Origin of the sequence: Corynebacterium epidermidicanis, assembly GCF_001021025.1 — a bacterium.
Classification (GTDB): Bacteria; Actinomycetota; Actinomycetes; order Mycobacteriales; family Mycobacteriaceae; genus Corynebacterium; species Corynebacterium epidermidicanis.
The window spans coordinates 304,749-327,283 of sequence record NZ_CP011541.1; the positions used below are offsets into that span (position 1 = coordinate 304,749).

Annotated in this window: 21 protein-coding genes and 1 tRNA gene; 16 read left to right on the forward strand and 6 right to left on the reverse strand. The window is 58.3% G+C overall.

Annotation, left to right across the window (positions count from 1 at the left end):
* The first annotated feature begins 14 nt into the window (after nucleotides 1-14).
* The 6 genes from CEPID_RS01420 to exaC all read left to right on the forward strand — a co-directional run bounded on the left by CEPID_RS01420 (nucleotide 15) and on the right by exaC (nucleotide 5,913).
* Nucleotides 15-1,229 carry a DNA polymerase III subunit delta' gene (locus CEPID_RS01420; RefSeq protein WP_047239448.1) on the forward strand — a complete coding sequence of 405 codons (1,215 nt, stop codon included), beginning with the start codon at nucleotides 15-17 and terminating at the stop codon, nucleotides 1,227-1,229.
* Nucleotides 1,230-1,277: 48 nt separating this feature from the next.
* A tRNA-Thr gene (locus CEPID_RS01425) sits at nucleotides 1,278-1,353 on the forward strand.
* 681 nt (nucleotides 1,354-2,034) lie between these two features.
* Nucleotides 2,035-3,027 carry an IS30 family transposase gene (locus CEPID_RS01430; RefSeq protein WP_169747268.1) on the forward strand — a complete coding sequence of 331 codons (993 nt, stop codon included), beginning with the start codon at nucleotides 2,035-2,037 and terminating at the stop codon, nucleotides 3,025-3,027.
* Nucleotides 3,028-3,242: 215 nt separating this feature from the next.
* On the forward strand, nucleotides 3,243-3,926 hold the full coding sequence (locus CEPID_RS01435; protein ID WP_047239449.1) for an AzlC family ABC transporter permease: 684 nt from the start codon (nucleotides 3,243-3,245) through the stop codon (nucleotides 3,924-3,926).
* Nucleotides 3,919-4,239, forward strand: a complete 321-nt coding sequence (locus tag CEPID_RS01440) for a branched-chain amino acid transporter permease (protein ID WP_047239450.1) — start codon at nucleotides 3,919-3,921, stop codon at nucleotides 4,237-4,239. The genes CEPID_RS01435 and CEPID_RS01440 overlap by 8 nt, the downstream gene beginning before the upstream one ends.
* Nucleotides 4,240-4,392: 153 nt before the next feature.
* Nucleotides 4,393-5,913 (forward strand): acetaldehyde dehydrogenase ExaC, encoded by a 1,521-nt coding sequence (gene exaC, locus CEPID_RS01445; protein WP_047239451.1) that lies wholly within the window; start codon nucleotides 4,393-4,395, stop codon nucleotides 5,911-5,913.
* 79 nt (nucleotides 5,914-5,992) lie between these two features.
* Here exaC and CEPID_RS01450 read toward each other — a convergent pair whose 3' ends face one another.
* The gene (locus CEPID_RS01450) at nucleotides 5,993-7,132 is read right to left on the reverse strand and encodes an alpha/beta hydrolase (protein WP_052843277.1); all 1,140 of its coding nucleotides are present in this window, start codon (nucleotides 7,130-7,132) and stop codon (nucleotides 5,993-5,995) included.
* Complete coding sequence (locus CEPID_RS01455) at nucleotides 7,129-7,350, reverse strand: hypothetical protein (protein ID WP_047239452.1); 222 nt, start codon at nucleotides 7,348-7,350, stop codon at nucleotides 7,129-7,131. Before CEPID_RS01455 ends, CEPID_RS01450 begins: the two co-directional genes overlap by 4 nt.
* A 92-nt stretch (nucleotides 7,351-7,442) precedes the next feature.
* Between CEPID_RS01455 and CEPID_RS01460 the strand changes: the two genes are divergently transcribed.
* Nucleotides 7,443-8,222 carry a carbon-nitrogen hydrolase family protein gene (locus tag CEPID_RS01460; RefSeq protein ID WP_047239453.1) on the forward strand — a complete coding sequence of 260 codons (780 nt, stop codon included), beginning with the start codon at nucleotides 7,443-7,445 and terminating at the stop codon, nucleotides 8,220-8,222.
* A 12-nt stretch (nucleotides 8,223-8,234) separates the two neighbouring features.
* On the opposite strand, the gene CEPID_RS01465 is transcribed toward CEPID_RS01460, so the two are convergent.
* Nucleotides 8,235-9,299 (reverse strand): hypothetical protein, encoded by a 1,065-nt coding sequence (locus CEPID_RS01465; protein WP_047239454.1) that lies wholly within the window; start codon nucleotides 9,297-9,299, stop codon nucleotides 8,235-8,237.
* A gap of 52 nt (nucleotides 9,300-9,351) precedes the next feature.
* Between CEPID_RS01465 and CEPID_RS01470 the strand changes: the two genes are divergently transcribed.
* Entirely contained in the window at nucleotides 9,352-10,650 is a 1,299-nt protein-coding gene (locus tag CEPID_RS01470; RefSeq protein ID WP_236684271.1) for an MFS transporter, read from the forward strand.
* A 105-nt stretch (nucleotides 10,651-10,755) separates the two neighbouring features.
* Here CEPID_RS01470 and CEPID_RS01475 read toward each other — a convergent pair whose 3' ends face one another.
* Nucleotides 10,756-11,826, reverse strand: coding sequence for an LLM class flavin-dependent oxidoreductase (locus CEPID_RS01475; RefSeq protein ID WP_047239456.1), 1,071 nt, complete (start codon nucleotides 11,824-11,826; stop codon nucleotides 10,756-10,758).
* Between the two features lie 160 nt (nucleotides 11,827-11,986).
* Here CEPID_RS01475 and clpB point away from each other — a divergent pair, with 160 nt between their 5' ends.
* The 6 genes from clpB (at nucleotide 11,987) to CEPID_RS01505 (ending at nucleotide 18,634) form a co-directional block, all read left to right on the forward strand.
* On the forward strand, nucleotides 11,987-14,530 hold the full coding sequence (gene clpB / locus CEPID_RS01480; RefSeq protein WP_047239457.1) for an ATP-dependent chaperone ClpB: 2,544 nt from the start codon (nucleotides 11,987-11,989) through the stop codon (nucleotides 14,528-14,530).
* 120 nt (nucleotides 14,531-14,650) lie between these two features.
* A complete protein-coding gene (locus tag CEPID_RS01485) occupies nucleotides 14,651-15,490 on the forward strand; it encodes a sulfurtransferase (RefSeq protein ID WP_047239458.1) in 840 nt (279 codons plus the stop codon).
* A gap of 10 nt (nucleotides 15,491-15,500) precedes the next feature.
* Complete coding sequence (locus tag CEPID_RS01490) at nucleotides 15,501-16,301, forward strand: type III secretion system chaperone family protein (RefSeq protein WP_052843280.1); 801 nt, start codon at nucleotides 15,501-15,503, stop codon at nucleotides 16,299-16,301.
* Between the two features lie 18 nt (nucleotides 16,302-16,319).
* Entirely contained in the window at nucleotides 16,320-16,850 is a 531-nt protein-coding gene (gene pyrE / locus CEPID_RS01495) for an orotate phosphoribosyltransferase (protein WP_047239459.1), read from the forward strand.
* Nucleotides 16,840-17,493 carry a TrmH family RNA methyltransferase gene (locus CEPID_RS01500; protein WP_407921603.1) on the forward strand — a complete coding sequence of 218 codons (654 nt, stop codon included), beginning with the start codon at nucleotides 16,840-16,842 and terminating at the stop codon, nucleotides 17,491-17,493. Before pyrE ends, CEPID_RS01500 begins: the two co-directional genes overlap by 11 nt.
* 10 nt (nucleotides 17,494-17,503) lie before the next feature.
* Nucleotides 17,504-18,634: a glycoside hydrolase family 76 protein gene (locus tag CEPID_RS01505; RefSeq protein WP_047239460.1), complete on the forward strand. Its 1,131-nt coding sequence runs from the start codon at nucleotides 17,504-17,506 to the stop codon at nucleotides 18,632-18,634.
* 81 nt (nucleotides 18,635-18,715) lie between these two features.
* On the opposite strand, the gene CEPID_RS01510 is transcribed toward CEPID_RS01505, so the two are convergent.
* Nucleotides 18,716-19,363, reverse strand: a complete 648-nt coding sequence (locus CEPID_RS01510; RefSeq protein WP_144413413.1) for a VTT domain-containing protein — start codon at nucleotides 19,361-19,363, stop codon at nucleotides 18,716-18,718.
* Between the two features lie 89 nt (nucleotides 19,364-19,452).
* Between CEPID_RS01510 and fbaA the strand changes: the two genes are divergently transcribed.
* Nucleotides 19,453-20,487: a class II fructose-bisphosphate aldolase gene (gene fbaA / locus CEPID_RS01515; protein ID WP_047239462.1), complete on the forward strand. Its 1,035-nt coding sequence runs from the start codon at nucleotides 19,453-19,455 to the stop codon at nucleotides 20,485-20,487.
* 109 nt (nucleotides 20,488-20,596) lie between these two features.
* On the forward strand, nucleotides 20,597-21,385 hold the full coding sequence (locus CEPID_RS01520) for a hypothetical protein (RefSeq protein ID WP_047239463.1): 789 nt from the start codon (nucleotides 20,597-20,599) through the stop codon (nucleotides 21,383-21,385).
* Here CEPID_RS01520 and CEPID_RS01525 read toward each other — a convergent pair.
* A complete protein-coding gene (locus CEPID_RS01525; RefSeq protein WP_047239464.1) occupies nucleotides 21,378-22,481 on the reverse strand; it encodes a DUF418 domain-containing protein in 1,104 nt (367 codons plus the stop codon). The two genes, CEPID_RS01520 and CEPID_RS01525, sit on opposite strands and share 8 nt — an antisense overlap.
* Nucleotides 22,482-22,535: the final 54 nt, after the last annotated feature.

Here is a 22,535-nt window from a genome sequence, read left to right on the forward strand (position 1 = left end):
TTAGGGTGGGGTGGGTGAGCGAAAATTCTGTGTTTGCCCGGCTGGCAGGTGGCGCTGCTCTGAGCTCCTCGCTTATCGACGCCGCCCTGGCCGCCCGCCAGATCGCCGCAGGAACCGTGCCGGATTCCTCAGCGATGACGCACGCCTGGCTGTTTACCGGTCCTCCTGGTTCCGGCCGGTCCAATACCGCTGTGGCGTTCGCTGCAGCTCTCATGTGCACGGGCGAGATCCCTGGTTGTGGCGAGTGTCCGAACTGTCGCGATGTGCTCGCGGGCAAGCACCCTGATTTGGTCCATATCGTTCCCAAAGAGCTGTCGATTTCCGTGGATCTGATGCGCGAACGGGTCGTCGCGACGTACCTCGATTTCCCTTCCATTGCTGATTGGCGAGTCATCATCATTGAGGATGCCGATCGGCTGAGCGAAGGCGCTGCTAACGCGCTGTTGAAGACAGTGGAAGAACCCTCACCACGCACTGTCATCATGCTGTGCGCGCCCTCGCTGGACCCGCATGACATTTCCGTCACCCTGCGCTCGCGTTGCCGCCACGTGTATGTGCCGACGCCTTCCATTGCGGAAACCACCCGCATCCTGCTTGCCGACGGCGGTATCTCCGAAGAAACCGCCCAATTGGCAGCAGCGGCTACCTGGGGACACATCGGCCGAGCCCGCCACTTGGCGCTTTCAGAAGAAGCGCAATCCCGACGCGCACAGGTGCTGCACCTAGCGGAGTTGGTTTACCACCGGGAGGCAGCCTTCCAAGAAGTCGGATCGCTGGTCACACGGGTGGAAAAAGAGACCCTTGCCGAGCTTGCCCCACTCGAAGATGAAGAAGTGGAAAAGGTTCGTAATTCTTTTGGGGCTGGTGTCAGGGGCAAAGGCACCGCGAAGATGACCAAGGGGATGGAATCCGAGCTCAAAGAACTGGAATCTAAGCACAAGAAGCGGCGAACGCGCTCGCAGCGCGACGCTTTCGACCTCGCCCTGGTAGACCTCGCTGGATTGTACCGGGATGCGCTTTTGCTTAACGCAGGTGCTGATACCTCTCTCACGCACCCGGATTTCTCGGGACTCGCTCGTGATTTAGCGGATCGAAACTCCGCTGCAGCGCTTACTTCCTGCCTCGACGCCATCATGCAGTGTCGGCAATCCTTGGGCTACAACGTGCGTCCTGTGGTGGCGTTATCTGGGTTGGTTGGTCGCCTGCGCAAGGCCTGTCGAGTATCCTGACCAGCGATTTTATTCCTATCGCGTGCGTGTTGTAGAATAACTACTCGTGCCGCCTTAGCTCAGTCGGTAGAGCATTTCACTCGTAATGAAAAGGTCGCGAGTTCGATTCTCGCAGGCGGCTCCAAATCCCCAAGGTCATCCTTGGGGATTTTTGGTTTATGGGTTGTTGGCGGATTCTAGTGGTCGTGGAAACACCTGATTGTTGTGAGGTGTTTTCATGGGGTCGGTATGGGATCCTGATCCGGTTGTTGTTGACAGGTTTTCCAGCTTGGTACGAGCTGGTAGCTCGGTTCGCGCGGCAGCGCGTAGTACTGGGTTGCCTGATAGCGTGGCGTATGCGTTGGCGCACCGGTTGGCGCTACCTGTTCGTTCACGGGTTACTACGTCGTCTAAACAATACGAGCAGATTGCTTCGTTGTGGCTTCGAGGCTGGGCGCCGATGGATATAGTCCGTCACTGCCAGCTGGGCAGCTCGGTTGTCTACCGAGTGGGCATCGATCTGGGGTTATGGACGCGTAATCCTCATGGGCGGCGTGCTGCGGCAACCTCGCGCCGGTGTGCTTATTTGCAGCTTCGAATTGGTGCGTTAGGGCGAAAAGATGCCGCTGATGCGTGTGGAATTCATCTACGTGATGCGCGTGATATCGACAAAGGCGTCATCAAGGTGGGGCGGCAGCGTGTAGCGTTCATCCCGGATGGGCCGGATGCGGCCTTGTATAACAGGCTTATGCAGTTGCTTGACTATGTTGACGGCCGGCAGTCGTTGCCGATTGCTATCGTCCCCCAATCGCGTATTGATCAGCGGATTTCACCGCGTTATCTCTGTATTGAAGAACGTGAGCTTATTTTCGACTTGCATCGGCAAGGCTTCGGTGTGCGTGCCATCGCCCGGCGGTTAGGGCGCGCACCGTCAACGATCAGCAAAGAGCTACGCCGTAACCAGGATGATTTCGGCCTGTATTTACCCACCCATGCACAGCGCACATCAACGCTTCGCAGATTCCGGCCGAAAAAACGCAAGATCGACCTCGTCCCAGGTTTATGGGAGACCATCTTTGCCATGCTGCGTGACAAGCTCTCTCCGGAACAGATCGCAGGGAGGTTGCGCAAAGACTATCCAGACGATGACACTATGCACGTGTGTGCTGAAACTATCTACCAAGCATTGTTCTTCCAGGCTAAAGGCGAGTTAAAGAAAGAAATCGCAGCATGCCTGCGACAAGGGCGCACAGTGCGTAAACCTCGCGGGCAGCGTATCCCTCGGCGGCGATTTGTTGACCCTATGGTCATGATTTCCGATCGGCCAGCCGACGTAGAAGATCGAGCTGTCCCAGGGCATTGGGAAGGTGACCTCATCTTAGGTAAAGGAAACACATCAGCTATCGGCACCCTCGTGGAAAGATCCACCAGGTATGTCATGCTATTGCACCTACCCGATGGACATGACGCCGTAGCAGTAAGAAACGCACTGGTTACAGCGATCAATGGGCTACCTGAGCATCTCAAAGGCTCGTTAACCTGGGATCAAGGAAGTGAAATGGCAGGACATAAATCGTTTACCATCGCCACAGATTGCCCAGTGTATTTCTGTGACCCAGCCTCACCCTGGCAACGCGGCAGCAACGAAAACACCAACGGGCTCCTACGCCAGTACTTCCCTAAAGGCACAGACTTAAGCGTCCACACCGCCGAAGACCTGGAATTCGTTGCCATGCAGCTCAACAGACGACCACGAAAAACACTCAACTTCGATACCCCCGCAGAACGCATGGCACAATTGCTAGACAAAGAAACCTAGACCGTGTTTCCACGACCACTAGAATCCGCCGTTTTTCGCCCCAGTCGCCCTGGCGACGCTGCAGCTCCCAGGCACCCTAGCCGCTGCCTGGCTCAAACTTGACCACACCGTATGTCCGAAAATCCGTGCCCCGAGTGCGCTATGGTGTGGTGAAGTTTCAGGGCGCTCGCAAGTAAACCGGGGCGCGGACCGCTCGTGCCATAAGATGTCTGTTCATGGAGTCGTCGACAAGCCCGCTTGCTAGGGCAACTAAGCGCGCAGGCGTGGTGTGGGTCGGGGTTTTCGTGCTGGGTATTGGCCTGGGCGTTATGGTGCCCACCCAGGGTTTTCCCTGGTGGCTGGCCCCGATTATTTCCATGGTGATTTTTGCGGGCTCGAGTGAGTTTATGCTGCTTGGGCTGCTGGTGGCGTCAGCTTCCTTAGGGACGATCGCCCTGACCACATTCCTCATCAATTTTCGTCATCTTTTCTACGGCCTGACTTATCCGCTGGAGAAGTTTCGCCACCCCGGCACAAAGCTCTACATCATCTACGCGATGATCGACGAGGCGTTCGCGCTGGTCTCGACCACTCCGCCGGAGGAGCGGGAACCGCGGGAGATGTTTTGGATCCACCTGGGGATGCATATCGCGTGGGTGGCAGGGTCGGTGACCGGGGCGGTCGCCGGCGCGAATTTGCTGGCCGGGGTGCAGGGCCTCGATTTTGTACTAGTTGCGTTGTTTGTGGTGCTTGCTATTGATTCCTGGCGCATGTGTCGTGACGCCATGACCGTAGGGCTCGCCGTCGCTGCCGGACTCATTGGCTTATCGACGGGCCATGGCAACATGATGCTCGTCGGTATGAGTCTATTGTTGGTTGCTTTGGTAATCCGGCACAGGATGGAGGCTCGTCATGGCTAATTCAGCTTATGTTTTTGCGGCGATTGGCCTGGCCGGCTTGGTAACGTTCCTGCTGCGTCTGGCCCCTTTTGTGATTAAGCAACGGCTGTACGGCTCGGCATTCATGGAGGATCTGGGCCGTTGGATGCCGCTTGGCGGGATGGTGATCTTGGCGATGTATGTCACCACCGGGGTGGACTGGAAGAATGCGCATGACGCGCGGGCTTATGGGGCGGGGCTCACGGTGACCGTTGTTCTGCACCTGTGGCGGAAGAATATGATCCTGTCGATCGTGGCGGGGACCGCGGTGTGTGCGATTCTCGCGAGTTGGTGAGCGCCGACCAAGGTTGGCAAAATTTGCGGAAATGTGCCAGCCTGCGAAGTTAATCACCGTTAACTGTAAACTTTGCAAATGTGATTGCAGACACAAAATCGCCCCGCTAGGCTGCTGATAACTCGTAAGAAATTCAGCAAAGGAGCATCCACAATGACGGTTTATGCAAATCCTGGCACCGAAGGCGCCATCGTCGAATTTAAGAAGCGCTACGAAAACTTCATCGACGGCAAGTGGGTCCCGCCAGTAAACGGCAAGTACATGGAAAACCTCAGCCCAGTTAACGGCGAAGTCTTCACCGAGGTGCCACGCTCGGATGCAGCTGACATCGATAAGGCGCTGGACGCTGCGCACGCGGCAAAGGCGAAGTGGGGCAAGTCCAGCCCGACCAAGCGCGCCCGCATCCTGAATGCCATCGCGGACCGGATTGAGGAAAACCTCGAGAAACTCGCCGTTGCGGAAACCTGGGATAACGGTAAGGCTGTCCGCGAGACCCTTGCTGCAGACGTGCCCCTTGCGGCTGATCACTTCCGCTACTTCGCATCAGTCGTGCGCACCGACGAGGGCAGCATTTCGCCTATCGACGACAACACCGTCGCTTACCACTTTCAGGAGCCAATCGGCGTTGTGGGGCAGATTATTCCGTGGAACTTCCCGCTGCTCATGGCGGCCTGGAAGATCGCTCCGGCGCTGGCAGCGGGCAACTGCATCGTCTTGAAGCCGGCGGAGCAGACCCCTGCTTCGATCCTGGTGCTGCTCGAGCTGATCGAAGACTTGATTCCAGCGGGCGTCCTCAATGTTGTCAATGGCCTGGGTGCAGAAGCTGGTGCCGCTTTGACCGCAAGCCCGCGCATCAACAAGATCGCCTTCACCGGGTCTACCGAAGTCGGCAAGATTATTCACTCCGCGGTGTCTGACAAGATCATCCCGGTCACGCTCGAGCTCGGTGGCAAGTCGCCATCCATCTTCTTCCCAGACATCCTGGATGCGGACGACGACTTCCTCGACAAGTGCGTGGAAGGCCTGGCGATGTTCGCGCTCAATCAAGGCGAAGTGTGCACCTGCCCATCCCGTGCTCTCATTCACGAAGACATTGCCGACGAATTGCTCAAGCGTGCCGTGAAGAAGGTCGAATCGCTCAAGATCGGCAACCCGCTGGACACGGACGTACAGATGGGGGCACAGGCCTCGCAGGAGCAGCTCGACAAGATCAAGGGCTACCTCGAGCACGGCCCTGCCGAAGGAGCCGAGACCCTCACCGGTGGTTCCGTGAACACCATTGAGGGCCTTGAGGGCGGCTACTATGTCCAGCCGACGATTTTCAAGGGCAACAACGACATGAAGTGCTTCCGGGAGGAAATCTTCGGTCCAGTCCTGGCAGTGACCACCTTCAAGACGTTCGAGGAAGCCATCGAGATCGCTAACGACACCATCTACGGCCTCGGCGCCGGCGTGTGGAGCCGCAACGGCAACACCGCCTACCGCGCAGGACGCGCGATCGAAGCAGGTCGCGTCTGGGTGAACAACTACCACTCCTACCCAGCACACGCTGCCTTCGGTGGCTACAAGCAGTCTGGCATCGGCCGCGAGAACCACAAGATGATGCTTGCGCACTACCAGCAGACCAAGTGCATGCTCGTCTCCTACGATGAGAAGCCAACCGGCCTGTTCTAGACCCAAGCTCTCGCAGATCATGGTGCCGGCCAGCGCAGACGCGCTGACCGGCATTTCTGCGTTTTAGCACGACAATTCACTAGGAGCTACCCTGCCGGGCCCGAGCCAGCTGGCCGAGGTTTTCATAAAACTCAGGCGAATCCAGATAACTACTGTGCCCGCCTACGGCAGGCCAGACTTGAGCGCCAAACCCGTCACTTGCCGGATCAGGACCATGGACTCCACCCAATGCTCCGACCGTGAGCCCGATAGGGTCATGCGGAGAGGTGGTACTCACCACCCGTGGATGATCTGTCCGGAGATCCAATTCGCTCGAATGCGAAACCCCAACTCCCGGGCTACCAGCGAAAACGACCGCGTCCGCAACGAGACCTGACTTAGCGGCCAATCCGGTGACCAGCGAACCATAGGAATGGCCAAGCACAATGAGTTCCGGCTCGTTTCCCTTCCGAGCCGCCCGGTTCGCTAGTGCCGCCTGAAACGCCGCCAGCCGCTGTGCTCCCAGTTGTGCGGGCGCCTTGGACAGCGCTGCCGGAACTGAGGAAGGCGCTGGGTAATCGATCCACAGGACAGCTGCACCGGTGGCAGCTGCGGCGCGCCGGGCTCGCGCGGCATAGGTATCCCAACTGTCCGGGTCAGCCGAGCCCACCCCGGGAACAATGGTGGCTACTGCGGGAGCTGTTTCGATGTCGCCAAAAGCTAGTACGATGCCGTCCCGGGTCGGTAAAAGTGTGGCGTCGGGGAAGCGCTCGTCGAGAAGCGATGTAGCTGCCAGTTCTGCATGAATTTCAGCAAGCGGGGTCAGTGGAAAGTCTTCCAGCCCGTGTCCCTCGGCCACAGATAGACCACACAGCGCCCGGATTTCCTGGGCGCAAGCAGCATCGAGGTCCGCGCTGAACTGTTCCAACTCGAGGAAGAGCTTCCCCAGGAGCGATGAGTCTTGGGTGGCTTCGTCAAGACGACGCACAAGCCGGTCGAGGTCGGATTCAACGTACGCCATCGTGTGACCCGTGCGGTCCAACACAGATGCGACAGCGCGCATATGCACGACAACCTGCGTCTGTTCCCGCCTAAGCTGCGCTTCTCGACGTCGCGCTGCGTCGATTGCGTCACCGGAGTTCGCACCAAAGTCGGTTGAATGCAACACGTCCTGGTGCTGGGTCGCGGTCTGATTGAGGATGCGGGCGGCGTCGAAAAGCTCGGCGGAGCGTAGCTTCATTGCAGTCGCCCGAAGATGGATGCGTCGAGGTGGCGTGCGAATCTGATGAATTCGGCAAGTTCGTCGAAGAGGGTGCGGCGTTGGTGGTTGAAAGTGTCAGTGTTGTAGCGCCATAGAGAGCTTGCTTCGGCGAGCGCCTGCGAGGTGTGGGATGCGCTGAGTGTAGGGAATGTGTAATCAAGTGGTGTGGGGTGGGCTGGGGCAGAGGTAAGTTTCATGGCTCACATAGTGGTCGGCGTGGACTTGGCGAGCAACTAGCTCGATCGGGAAAGTGTGGATAAGTGGTAGTTATCCACATAAAGTGGGGCGCATGAAGATCGCACTCGTGCAAATGTTGTCCCAAGCGGATAAGTTGGAAAACTTGGCTGCGGTGGAAAAATGGACTCTCCAAGCAGCGGAACTAGGCGCTGAGCTGATTGTTTTCCCTGAAGCGACCATGAAGGCATTCCAATCCGGTCGTCTGGACACGGTGGCTGAGCCAATAGATGGACCATGGGCGAACAAAGTGCGGGAGCTCGCGCAGGAGCTGGGCGTGACCATCGTGGTGGGAATGTTTTGCCCGGCTGACCAGCGAGGCGACAAAAATCGCGTGACGAACACGCTGCTCGTGACCGGCGGCGCCGATGCCAAATACGACAAAATCCACACCTACGACGCGTTCGGCTACCGGGAGTCGGACACCGTTCGCGCTGGTGACGAGATCGTGGTGTTCCAACTTGATGGCCGAACCATTGGCGTTGCCACTTGCTATGACATCCGCTTCCCCGAACAGTTCAAGGAGCTAGCCCGACGCGGCGCAGAACTCATCGTAGTGCCCGCGAGCTGGGCGGATGGAGCGGACAAACTGCGTCAATGGCGTTTGCTCACCAATGCGCGCGGTTTAGATTCCACCTCTTTCATTGCGGCGGTCGGGCAGGCTCGCCCGCCAGCTTCCGAAGGCGGACCTACCGGAATCGGACACTCCGCGCTGATCTCGCCCACGGGTGAGCGGTTGGTCGAGGCCGGTTACGACGAAGAATTGTTGGTCGTCGATATTGACTTCGATCAGGTTGCTGAGGCCCGACGCGCGCTTCCGGTGATAGAGGGCTAGCTACCAGCCACACTAGAACTGGATATTTTCCTCTGGTGTGCCTGCGGCGATGAGGGCTGCCACCGTGTTAGGCACCATATCACCCGGGCCAGCGACGAGCACTTCTCGATCTGCCCATGCGCCCCATTTGGTCACGGCTTCCGCGATCGAGGACACTTCTTGCAGGTGGAGGCCACGCGGGGCTTGCGAATGTTCGCTGGCGCGCACCCACCAGGGATCGGATTCGAGGCCGGTGACTGGCGTGACGTTGAGCCATGGGGAGATCGCGGCGAGCTCCCATAGCCCACGCAGATCATAGAGCTCGCCTGGGAATTCCGCGCCGAAGAACAGATGCACGCGGGGTGGCTCGGGCCGCGTCATCATGTCCAAAATCAAGGCGCGCATAGGGGCGAGCCCGGTTGCGTGAGCAATCATCAGGACGTCGTTATGCCCGCTGACGTGCAGATTTCCGTGCGGAACGCCCAGGGTCCAGATGTCTCCTGGACGAGCCATGCTGAGGCTGTGGACGATCTCGTCATCGTCGAAAAGATGGAACTCAAGCATCCCGCCCGAACTCGGCATCGCAGGATAAAGATTGCGCCAATAGCCCTGCGTGAGCTCACACGATACCGCCATGAACTGGCCCGCGTGATAGACGATGTCCTGCTCCGACATCAGTCGCACCACCGTGATTCGGCGCGAACGGCGCAATACTTCCACGACTTGTGCAGTAGCTGGGGCACCTTCGACGACGAAGTGCCGGGCGATTTCCTGAAGCTTCAGGTCAGCCTGCCGGACTTCCTCATAAGGGAGATCCGCGCAGTAGCGATGAATCTGCCGATGCAGGATCGCGAAGAAATCAGCGACTACCTCCTGGCCCGGGCTGACCTTGATGTGATCCCGGGCTAGCGTCCGGATGAGTTCCGGATCTGTCGGGTTTTCCAGCAAATAAGTGAGGGCGAAGACAAGTTCGGTATGCGCATGGTCTTCGTTGGCGGCGAATTTTAGACGCATGTGGGGGTGCTGGGAGAAGAAGTCGCGCAGGACGTCGCGTCGAAAAGCTGGGCTTTTTGCGCGGAGCGTCGCTACGACTGACATGAGAAGTCACCCTTTCTGGGACCAAAGTGTTTGGGCACCCTATGCTTTACTCATGCTAACCCGAAATCAGCGGCTTGATGAGCTGCCCGTCACGAAGAAACACGCAAAAATCTTGGGTGCCTCTGGAATCGGCTGGGCCCTGGACGCCATGGATGTGGGGTTGATTTCCTTCATCATGGCCGCTTTGGCGACCCAATGGGGCCTGACTAAAACCGAAACCTCCTGGTTGGGCTCAGTGGGCTTCGTCGGCATGGCGGTCGGCGCCTCCCTGGGCGGCCTGCTAGCGGACAAAATCGGGCGCAGGCAGGTCTTTGCCGCCACGCTGCTGATTTACGGCATCGCGACGGGTGCATCTGCCCTCGCCGGATCCCTAGCAGTGCTGATGATCTTGCGTTTCTTCGTCGGCCTAGGTCTCGGCGCGGAGCTTCCGGTCGCCTCCACCTTGATTTCGGAGTTCTCGCCGCGTTCGGTGCGTGGCCGAATGGTCGTCATCCTTGAGGCTTTCTGGGCCGTGGGGTGGATTCTGGCTGCACTGATCGGCACTTTTATTGTCGCTGGCTCCCACAACGGGTGGCGTTGGGCGTTGGCGCTCGGCTGCGTTCCTGCCCTTTATGCGCTGGTCGTGCGTATGTCGGTGCCTGAGTCGGTGCGCTTTTTGGAATCCAAGGGCCGACATGACGCGGCCGAAAAGATCGTCAATGATTTCGAATCCTCACCGATGCTCTTTGATACCCGGTCACGCCCAGTTCCCCGGCCTGGGGTCGAAGCCGACTCGATCTGGGCCCCTACCGTCCGCCGGCGGACCGCTGCTCTGTGGGCAATCTGGTTCTTCGTGAATTTCTCCTACTACGGAGCCTTCATCTGGATCCCATCTTTGCTGGCAGCCCAGGGCTTTTCGCTGGTGCGCTCGTTTACGTTCACGCTGATCATCACGTTGGCGCAGCTTCCCGGCTACGCCGCCGCAGCCTACCTCATCGAACGTTGGGGACGTCGCGCCACCCTCGCATCCTTCCTGATCGGCTCAGCAATTTCTGCCGGCCTCTACGGCTTATCGACGGCCGAATGGCAAATCATCGCCGCCGGCTGCTTACTTTCCTTCTTCAACCTAGGCGCCTGGGGTGCCTTATACGCGATCGGCCCAGAGCTCTTCCCCACGAATATCCGAGGTCAGGGCACCGGATCTGCGGCCGGGTTCGGACGCATCGCGTCGATCATCGCGCCCCTCATCGTTCCGCCCGTGCTAGCATTCGCGGGAACTACGGGACTTTTTGCGATCTTCGCCACGGCATTCGGATGCGCTGCCATCGCAGCTTTTACCCTGCCGGAGCTCAAGGCGGAGGCGCTGAGCTAGCCGTTGTTTGGGTGCTAGATGGGTGCGCCGAATGCCTTCGAGGTTGCTCAGTTTCGCGGGCGGCTTCAAAGGCAATCGGCGGCCGATTGCGGAAGGAAGTCCCGGCTAATCGATTGGGTAGCCGGTGACAGGCCCTTCGGTGTTTGGTTGCCAACCGAGCGCTGGTGCGACATGCGTTGCGAAGTTTTCCAGGATGCGAGCGTTGATGTCTACGCCCATCCCGGTCGGCAGGGTGAGCAGTAAGGTGTCAGCCGCGGCGATTGCTGGGTCGGCTTTGAGCTGCTCGATGAGTTGGTCGGGCTCGGCGGCGTAGCTGCGCCCGAAGGTGGAGGCACCTACTCCCGGGAGGTGTCCCACCTGGTCAGAGCTACCGCTTTCCAAGCCAAAAAGCTCGTGGTCTTGGGCGCTGACCAGCGGGAAGATGGATCTGGAGATGGAGACACGTGGTGTCCAACCGTGTCCGGCTGCTTTCCAGGCTGCGCGGTAGCGTGCGATTTGTTCGGCTTGGATTTCGCCGAGACTTGGCCCGTCCACTTCGGAGACAAGCGTTGAGGACATCAGGTTGACTCCGTCGCGGGCGGTCTGCTCGGCACTGCTGTGCGTGCCAGAGCCCCAGTAAATGCGTTCGCGCAGGCCAGGGGAGTGTGGGAAGATTGGGAGGGGAGTCCCCGGCTGGAACATATTGGGATATTGCTTGCCGAGTGGGGCTGCTTTGGCGAAAGCGGAGCCGTCGATGGCGTCGAGAAATAGCTCCCACTTTGTGCGGGCAAGATCTGAGCCATCTTCGCGTTCTGCCTGGTAACCGAACGCTTCCCATCCTTTGTCGGCTGCTTCGGGGGCGCCGCGGGAGAGTCCGAGTGCGATGCGTCCCTGAGCTATCTGGTCGAGGGCCGCGACTTCTTCAGCGAGGTAGAGCGGGTTTTCGTAGCGCATGTCTATCACGCCGGTTCCCACCTCAATGCGCTTGGTACTGCCGGCCACTGCACCGAGCAAGGGCATGGGCGCAGATGCCTGGGGTACGAAGTGATGCACTCGGAAAGAGGCGGTATTGACGCCGATTTCGTCGGCGGCTTGTGCGAGTTCGATGTGGATCCGGGCCATTTCGGTGGCGTCGGGGCCAGGTTGGGCAGGGGAAAGTGAGTAGTGGCCGAAGCTGAGGAAACCAAATGCCTTCATGAGGCCATCCTACACCCGCATGGTTGACACATCAACAACTAAACTTGAGTACGGTGATATCAAGTAGTGGTGTGTGATAAATCACAGCGCAAATTGCAGTTGAGTGGAACAGACTCAACCTTTTGCTCGTTGAGCTAGATAGAAAGAGAGGACACACCGCATGAATTCATTTAACCCAACCACTAAAACCCAGGAGGCGCTGCAGGGTGCCCTGCAGAACGCGTCCAAGAACGGCAACCCGGACATTCGTCCAGCCCACCTACTTATCGCGATTCTCGAACAAGCCGATGGCATTGCCGCTCCCGTATTGCAGGCCACGGGAGCGGATCCTCGCGTCATCATTGGGGAAGCCGCTGCGATTGTGGCCAAGTACCCGTCGGCAAGCGGGGCAAATATGGCCAACCCACAGTTCAACCGCGATGCCCTCAACGCGCTCACCGCAGCTCAGGAATTAGCTGGCGAGCTTGGCGACGAGTTCGTCTCCACCGAAGTCTTGCTGGCCGCCATCGCGCGAGGCGAAGACGACGCCGCCAAGCTGCTGCATGCACGCGGGGCGACTTATGACACGATCAAGGCGGCATTTCAGTCGGTGCGCGGGTCGCAGAAGGTGACATCCCAAGACCCAGAGGGGCAGTTCCAAGCGCTGGAGAAGTACTCGACGGATCTGACCAAGCTCGCTCGAGAGGGCAAGATTGATCCAGTTATCGGACGTGATGAGGAGATTCGACGCGTCATTCAAGTGCTGAGCCGACGCACGAAGAATAACCCGGTGCTCATTGGTGAGCCAGGTGTCGGTAAGACCGCGATCGTGGAAGGACTAGCTCGACGCATCGTTGCCGGTGACGTGCCCGAATCGCTGCAGGGTAAGACTCTGATTAGCCTTGACCTCGGTTCGATGGTCGCCGGTGCCAAGTACCGTGGCGAGTTTGAAGAGCGCCTGAAGGCGGTTCTCGATGAAATCAAGGCGGCTGAAGGGCAGGTCATCACCTTTATCGACGAGCTGCACACCATCGTTGGTGCTGGCGCGAGCGGTGAATCCGCCATGGATGCCGGCAACATGATCAAGCCGCTGCTGGCACGAGGTGAGCTGCGCCTTGTCGGTGCCACCACGCTGGAGGAATACCGCAAGTACATCGAAAAGGATGCTGCCCTGGAGCGACGCTTCCAGCAGGTTTATGTCGGCGAGCCTTCAGTAGAAGACGCGATCGGCATTCTCCGTGGACTCAAGGAACGCTACGAGGTACACCACGGCGTACGGATCCAGGACTCGGCTCTGGTGGCTGCGGCCACGCTGTCCGATCGCTACATCACCTCGCGCTTCCTGCCCGACAAAGCTATTGACCTCGTTGACGAAGCCGCATCCCGGCTGCGCATGGAAATCGACTCCTCACCACAGGAAATCGACGCACTCGAGCGCGTTGTTCGTCGCCTCGAAGTCGAAGAAATGGCGCTGGAGAAAGAATCCGATGCCGCATCGAAGATGCGACTGGACAAGCTGCGCCAGGAGCTCGCCGATGAAAAGGAACGTCTTGGCGAACTCAAGGCGCGTTGGCAGAACGAAAAGGGATCCATCGACCGCGTGCGCACCGCCAAGGAGGAGCTGGAGCGCCTCCGTGGTGAATCCGAGCGCGCGGAACGCGACGGCGATCTCGGCCGCGTAGCGGAGCTGCGCTACGGCCGAATCCCAGAGCTCGAGAAGGAAGTGGCGGAAGCCGAATCGAAGGTCGAAACCTCGATGGTCACGGAGGAGGTCACCCCGGACACTATCGCGGATGTGGTTTCGGCGTGGACTGGAATTCCTGCCGGAAAGATGATGCAAGGCGAAACCGAGAAGCTGCTCAACATGGAAGCTGAGCTGGGCAAACGCGTGGTCGGCCAAAAGGAAGCCGTGGTTGCTGTTTCCGACGCCGTTCGACGCGCCCGCGCTGGTGTTGCCGATCCGAACCGACCCACCGGCTCCTTCCTCTTCCTTGGCCCAACAGGCGTCGGTAAGACGGAGCTAGCCAAGGCGCTGGCCGAGTTCCTGTTCGACGACGAACGCGCCATGGTCCGCATCGACATGTCCGAGTACGGCGAGAAGCACTCCGTGGCCCGACTCGTCGGTGCCCCTCCGGGATACGTCGGCTACGACCAGGGAGGACAGCTCACTGAGGCCGTGCGCCGCAGGCCGTACACCGTCGTGCTTTTCGACGAAGTGGAAAAAGCACACCCGGATGTCTTCGACGTCCTGCTGCAGGTTCTCGATGAAGGTCGCCTGACCGACGGACAGGGCCGGACCGTGGACTTCCGCAACACGATCCTGATCCTCACCTCGAACCTCGGGGCAGGTGGCACCCGCGAGCAGATGATGAATGCGGTGAAGGCCTCCTTCAAACCGGAATTCGTCAACCGCCTCGACGATGTCGTGATCTTTGACGCCCTGTCCGAGGAACAGCTGACCTCGATCGTGGACATCCAGGTCGCACAGCTGGCTGCGCGCTTGGCTGCCCGTCGTCTGACCCTCCGGGTGTCTGATTCGGCTCGGCTCTGGCTGGGGGAGCGTGGCTATGATCCTGCTTACGGTGCCCGTCCGCTACGCCGGCTGATTCAGCAGGCCATCGGCGATCAGCTAGCGAAGAAGCTGCTGGCTGGCTCAATTGTCGACGGTGATACTGTGCACGTCGATGTGGCAGATGGTGGGGAGACCCTCGACTTGTCGTCGTAAAGCGACAAGCATGTGCCCAGGCAACTCCACTTGCCTGGGCATTTCTCCTATCCAGGGTGAGGCGGAATTAATTCCCGGCCAGCCCGGCGATGCGCGCGCGGGGCACATAGACTGGCAGGCATGGGCATCACTATTACTCCTCGGGAATTACTCGACCGCGTCCGTACCTCGAAGAAAACCACGATCATCAACTCCGTTTGGGAACCCGGCGAAGGCGCAAGTTACCTGCGCTTCCGCGATGGGCATATCCCTGATTCCATGTTCTGTGACGCAGCTGCTGCGTTGGCGGGCGTGCCTTCATCACAACAGGGCCGCAACCCGTTACCGGATCATGAGCAAGTTGCCCGCCTCTTCCGGACCGTTGGCATGAATGTCGACTCCCAGGTGGTTGTCTACGACAACGATAAAGGCCTGATGGCAGCTCGCGCGTGGTGGATCCTCACCTGGGCTGGTGTCCCGAATGTGCGCATCCTTGACGGTGGGCTTCAGGCCTGGCAGCGTGAAGGGCTCCCAATCGTTGGTGGACCAGGAAACCTGTCGACTGCCGCAAACATGAACCCCCAGCTGGGACAATTGCCGACCGCAACGATCGAAGAGGTCAAAGCTCACGTCGACAATGGCGGAGTGCTGGTTGACTGCCGTGAACACAATCGCTTCGCTGGTAGGAAAGAAGCCCTCGACCTCAAAGCAGGACACATCCCGGGCGCGATCAACTTGCCGAGCCTGGATTTATTCGACGAGAACTACCAATTCCGCAGCCGGGACGAGATCCGGGAGATGTTTGCGCAGCACAACATCACCAGCGGTGAGAGCGTTATTGTCTATTCCGGTTCGGGCCTGCACTCCGCGCAGATGATCGCCGCCATGCACCATGCTGGGTTGGAAGGCGCAGCTCTGTTTGTTGGTGGTTGGTCGCTCTGGGCGGCGGATCGCTCAAATCCCGTGATGCGCGTCGACTAAGATCTAGCGTGTGATCGATCCACTGTGGCTTTTCCTAGCAGCCGTCGTGCTGCTAGTTTGTGCTGCCGTTTTGTGGTGGGCGGAAAAACCAGCTGTCCCTACTGGGGTTTTCCTTAAGTCCAGTGACGATCTCACCGACGAGTGGGTACGTGGGGCCGCCGCGGGAATGGCGCCGAAAGACGTGCGGAAAGCAATTATCGACGACCGCGAGTTTTACCTCGCCAACGTTGGAAACACTCCTGTGCTTGCGGTCCGGAAGGCCACCCAATCCGATGTTGTCCTGGATTTTCGGACCTTTGAGTCTGAGACTGATTTGTTGCCAGTTCAGCATGTTGCAGGTTTCGAGTTGTATTCCAATGACCCGGACGTCGCTAAGCGTGCGCTCGATGACCGGATGGAGATTGCTCTACAAGCACTCGACGTGGATGCCGTGTGGGCGGAATCAGAGTGGGTTCTGGCCCAATTTAAGGACAAAGACCCCGCAGAAATAACCGCAGCGTTAGGGCTTTTCGCCGACGCTGCAGCTGTGCTGCCACCACGTTCGCCGAAGCCACTCGTGCAGCTCGACCCCACGCGCCCCATGGTGGCGCCGCGAGAAACCGCCGTCGTGGAGCCGGAAGACCCCGCCAAACTGGTGCTACTGGAGCCGGTGCGTAAGCCGAAGCGATCTGTTCCTACCGCGCTAGGTGTGGTTGAGCCTCGGCCGGTTGGCGTTGATGATATCGACGCCATTGCAGAAGGCCCGGCGCAGCTGCCAGAAAGCGATGGTACGAGGATCATTAGGCCAGATGATCGACCAACCATTTTTTAACTTTAAGGAGAAATTGACATGGATAAGAAACGGCAGTTAGCGGAGCTTGTCAAGGAACTTGCCGTGGTGCACGGGAAGGTGACGTTGTCTTCTGGTAAAGAAGCTGATTATTACGTCGACCTGCGTCGAGCAACGCTGCACGCCCAGGCCAGTCGGCTGATTGGCGAATTGTTGCGCGAGCTCACGGCGGATTGGGACTACGCTGCGGTCGGTGGACTGACCTTGGGTGCGGACCCAGTGGCCACCGCAATCATGCATGCCGAAGGTCGGGAAATCCACGCCTTCGTGGTGCGTAAAGAAACCAAGAAGCACGGCATGCAACGCCGGATCGAGGGCTTTGATGTTGCTGGCCAGAACGTGTTGGTGGTGGAAGACACCACGACTACCGGCAATTCTCCGCTGACTGCAGTCAAGGCGCTGCGCGAAGCCGGAGCGAATGTAGTCGGTGTGGCCACCGTGGTTGATCGCAATACGGGCGCTGACGAGGTTATTGCTGCGGAAGGGCTGGAGTATCGCTCGTTGTTGGGGCTGGCTGACCTTGGACTCTGAGGTTCACAAAGGCCCCACCGAATGGTTTGAATCGCGGGTTGGTGTCGGGCCGTGGGAAGGTCCGTGGCCAAGCGATGCGCATTTCGATCCGGAGCTGCTGGAGCAGGGCGATAAGCGCAATGTGGTTGATGCCTATCGCTACTGGACTCGGGATGCGATCGTCGCGGACATCGACAAAAGGCGCCATAGCCTGCATATCGCGATCGAAAACTTTGAACACGACGCCAACATCGGCACCGTCGTGCGGACAGCCAATGCTTTCGCGGTCAACACCGTGCATATCGTGGGCAAGAAGCGGTGGAATCGCCGGGGAGCGATGGTCACTGACCGGTATCAACACCTGATGCACCATGACACCGTCGATGAACTCATCGGTTGGGCGCGTGAGCAGGGGCTGACGATCGTCGCGATCGACAACACCCCAGGCTCGGTGCCGTTGGAAACCGCGGACCTGCCGGTCAATTGCCTGTTGTTGTTCGGGCAAGAGGGTCCGGGTGTGACTCAGGCTGCGCGGGATGGCGCGCTCATGACGTGTTCGATCGCCCAATTCGGTTCTACCCGGTCAATTAATGCTGGTGTGGCGGCAGGCATAGCGATGCATGCCTGGATCCGCCAGCATGCTGACCTCAGTCAAGCTTGGTAGGTTCTTAAGAGTGCAAGAGATTTGGTCTCATCGGGCGGATTTAGCGGAATCCGCCATTTCGGAACGCCATGCGCGTCGTGTGTGGGGGATCCCCCGAACCAACTTGGCCGTGGTGAGTTGGCCTTCTTCCACTCGCGATGAGCTGTTCTTTCATTGGCATTATTGGTGGCAGGCGCATTATCTCGACTGCCAGATCGATGCCCTGAACCGACGGTCCACCAAGTTGCGGAAGAAGCGGATCGCGGACACGCTCCGTGGGATCCGCGTGCGCAATATCAACCCGTGGACAGTGAATCGCTATTACGACGACAAGAGCTGGCTGGCCCTTGCCGTGGGGCGGTTCACGAAGGCGTCGAAAAGCAAAGGCCTGCGGGCACTGGAGCGCAACATTGAGCAGGGCATTGATTCCCTCACCGGCGTGTTGCCGTGGCGCATCCACGAGACGTTTTACAACGTACCCACGAACGGCCCCGCAGCCATCATGATGGCCCGCACGGGCAGGGTTGAGCAGGCACAAACTCTCACCGACTGGATGTTTGACCACCTCCTCGACGACAACGGCCTACTCATGGACGGCATGCGTATGCGCATGCACGGGCCCGAGCTGGTCCGCGACATTCACCCTTATTGCCAGGGGGTTGCCCTCGGTGCCTGCCTCGAAATCGCGGAGCGCACCCTCCCTGAAGAAGTAGGACACCGCAATGTCACCCGCGCTCGGGAGCTTATCGACGCCATCTCCCACCACCTCGCCACGCCAACCGGAGTGCTTAACTCGAATACCGGCGGGGGAGACGGTGGCCTCTTCAAGGGGATTCTGGCTCGATACCTCGCTGATGTGGCCGAACGCTTGCCTGGCGATTCTTCTGAGTCAAAGCAAGCGCGCCGGACCGCTGCTCGATTGGTGTTGCGTTCTGCGCAGTCGGTATGGAATAACCGGTTGGAAGTCGATGGCCTGCCGGTGTTCGGGGCGGATTGGACCGCCGAAGCGCAACTGCCGAAGAATTCCGGGTCCCGAAGCTCGGCGTTGAAGGGCACGGTGCTGGGCTCGACTATTGCCGAGCGCGACCTCTCGGTGCAGCTTTCCGGCTGGATGCTGCTCGAAGCAGCTGCTCGTGTGGCAAAAGCTGGTTTTGACTCTTAACGCTGGCCGAGGGGCTGGGCGCGGGATCTTCAAACGCGAGTGGGGTGCCGGTTAGAACCGACACCCCACTAGTTTGTTTAACTAGGCGTTCTTGCGCTGCTGCAATTTGGCCTTAATCGCACCAAAGATTCCGGGGAGGATTGACACGAACACAATGAGCAGGAAGATTGGCTCAATGTTCTTCTGCACGAACTCGTACTTGCCAAGCCAAGCGCCGAGTAGTGTCACACCGCCGCCCCAGAGCACACCACCGATGATGTTATAGGTGATGAATACGCGGTAGCGCATGCCTGCCATCCCGGCGACGAGTGGGGCATAGGTGCGCACGATGGGCACGAAACGGCAGAGGATGATGGTGGCTGGCCCCCACTTTTCAAAGAAGTCGTGGGATTTCTGCAGGTACTCTTGCTTGAAAATTCGACCGTCGGGGCGGTCGTTGAGTGCGTCGCCGAATTTGTGGCCAATGAAATAGCCCACTTGGTCGCCGAGAACCGCAGCGATGGGGGTGAGGATGAGCAGCAGCCACAAAGGTGCGAAGGGATCGGGCTGTTGGCTGAGCATGCCGGAGGTGAATAGCAGAGAATCACCAGGCAGCAGTGGGAAAAGCAGTCCGGATTCGATAAAAACGATGAGGAGCAAGGCTCCCAAGATGAAGTTACCGAACGGGCCGGAGCCACTGAGAAGGTAGAGCGGATCCATCCACTGGGGGCCAAGAGCAAGAGTGGTCATTTTTCGTATTGTATATGCTCGGCAAACTTTTTCAGATGCAGGCATAATTGAGGGCAGGTAATTTTCTCAATCCTGTCTGGAGGACACTTATGCCTATTGCAACTCCTGAGGTCTACAACGAAATGCTGGATCGCGCTAAGAAGGGTGGCTACGCCTACCCTGCGATCAACTGCACCTCTTCCGAAACGATTAACGCGGCTCTGAAGGGTTTCGCTGAGGCTGAGTCTGACGGCATCATTCAGTTTTCTACCGGCGGTGCGGAATTCGGTTCCGGTCTTGCGGTAAAGAACAAGGTGGCAGGTGCTGTTGCCCTGGCAGCTTTCGCACACGAGGCAGCCAAGCACTATGGCATCAACGTTGCACTACACACTGACCACTGCCAGAAGGAAGTTCTCGACGAGTACGTTCGCCCACTCATGGCTATCTCCCAGAAGCGTGTTGACCGCGGCGAGCTGCCACTGTTCCAGTCCCACATGTGGGATGGCTCTGCCGTTCCAATCGACGAGAACCTGACGATCGCTCAGGAGCTGCTGGCCAAGGCGAAGGCCGCTCACATCATCCTGGAGGTTGAGATCGGCGTCGTTGGTGGCGAGGAAGACGGCGTCGAGGCTAAGGCCGGCGCCAACCTATACACCACGGCTGAAGACTTTGAAAAGACCATCGACGCAATCGGCACCGGTGAGCACGGCCGCTACCTGCTGGCGGCCACCTTCGGCAATGTCCACGGCGTGTACAAGCCAGGCAACGTGAAGCTTCGCCCAGAGGTACTTCTTGAGGGCCAGCAGGTTGCCCGTAAGAAGCTGGGGCTTGGCGACGACGCCCTCCCATTCGACTTCGTCTTCCACGGCGGCTCCGGCTCCGAGAAGGAAAAGATCGAGGAAGCCCTCCGCTACGGCGTTATCAAGATGAACGTTGATACCGACACGCAGTACGCATTCACTCGCCCAGTCGCAGCGCACATGTTCTCCAACTACGACGGTGTCCTGAAGATCGACGGAGAAGTTGGCAACAAGAAGGCCTACGACCCACGCTCCTACCTGAAGAAGGCCGAACAGTCCATGTCCGAGCGCGTCATTGAGGCTTGCCAGGACCTGCACTCGGTAGGGACTTCGGTTTCGAAGTAGCACGCAACAACTTCGAGAGTGTTCTCAAGAGCCTCTCGGAAACAGAAAGCACCTAAGGTTTATCCCCCTTAGGTGCTTTCTGTTATTGTTCGCAATGTAACCATCCGCCATGAAGGTTGAACAATTGACGGGAATTCGGAAAATGGACCAATACCCACGGTGGCTCCCGTTTGCTATGGTCGCTATTTTCGCCGTCAACTGGGCTTACCTTGTTGCAACTCGCCCGCCATGGGACGGGAACAGCTATCTGCCCGGCATATTGCAGCCAATCCAGGTGATCATCCTGATGCTGATCGCCGCAATGTCTGCACGCCTTGTGCTGCTCTCAGGAACCAAGAATTCTCTCGCCCTCATCGGACTAGGAGTGGTTCTTGACCTGGTCATCGGCGGAACATTGCTGCAATTGGAAGTGCCACTTTATCTAGACACAATCGGCTCTGTCCTTGTCGCCGTAATTTTAGGACCTTCTGCAGGCGGATTAACCGCCACGATATCGCAGGGCATCCTCTCGATCATGTATCCGCCAGCCACCATCTTTTACATGATTAATGTAGTTGTTGGGTGGGCAGCCGGACTATTCGCGAAAATGGGTGGGTTCACCACAGCCTTCTCGGTTGGGCTAAGTGGTCTAGTCACGGGCGTGTTAGCCGGAATGAGCGCGGCGCCCCTCATGGCATTAGGGCTGGGCGATGCCCCCATTGTGAACCAAACCAATCCCGAAGAGTTGCTCATGAAGTTCTATGGGATATTCTTCGGTGCACTTACAAGCCCCGGTGCCATCAGCGATGTTTTGGACAAAATTTTGGTATTTGGGGTCGTTTCATTGATTGCACGATGGATAGCTCAGAGATTCCACATCCACAAACCCGTCTTTGAATACCGCTCCCAGATCAGCTAGAAATTGATCGATCTATTTCCGGTGGCAGGATGTCTGGCGGATCTTGTATGAACATCCTGCTCAAGCGCAACATGGCATATTCGACAGGCCCGGTTCGGAAGATGCGAACCCACACTGGGCTGACAACGAGGAAGAACAGACATTCAATGGAGGTCAATACGGGGTGATTGGACAAAGCGGGCCTGGCGCTACCATCCGTTCTCTCAAGCGACATCGTGTTGAGGTCGGTCAACATCAGCGAAGCTACGCAAATATGAATCGTATATACGGTTGCCCCAGACACTCCTATGGCGACGATTGGCTGCAAAACTTTGCGGAGAATTTTAGACCTCCACAGCAAAAAGCTTCCCGTGACGAAATACAAGCCCATGGCGGTGTTACCCAACGTGTTGAGCAAGGCTCCGGTGTTGGGTGCGGGGGAAAGAAATCGAAGCAAGGGCGAAGGCAAGGTGTTCGCGCTGGTGTAAGCGAACAATGTTGACCACACGATAGTTAGCAGCCCGGCCATCGCGCTCGCCACGCCGACCATGAATAGCACCGGGAAGAGGCGGGGGCTTCGGAAACAGAGTCGCTCAGTGACAACGCCAGCGATGGCGTAGGCAAGAAATGCAAAGAATGGATATTCGCCACCAATCGGTGGATTGAATCGGACAAAAGTACAGGCCAGTGCGGATACAAGCGTGGCACCGATGTACAGCCAAACGAGGTTTGAGGTGGTTGCAGTGATTAGGTACGGTAAAAATAAAAACACCGCAGAGGTAACAAGCAGTACCGGCACGAATGATGCTTGAATGCTTTGTAAAGCGAGCGCGACAATCGCAATTAAGCCACCGTATACCAAGATCATGGCGCGAGCTGATTTGGTATGCATCTCGTCCCCGTCGAGGTAGGGGCGCACAAGGTGCATGATCAAGAAGCCGACTGCGAATACGGCAACTGCCGCCGGGCCGTCCGCGATCAACGCGCTGAAAAATCTTTGCGTCGGGGACTGTGACGGTGCCGGGTAAAGATCTGCCCAAAAGAGACAGAGGATTGCAAAACCAAGCGCAAAGAATACGGGAAGGTATTCTCGGTTGCCTTCTGATTGTGTGCGCATGGACCGATCTTCGTAATACGTAGTAGTAGAAAACCTAAGTCTAAGCTAGCACCT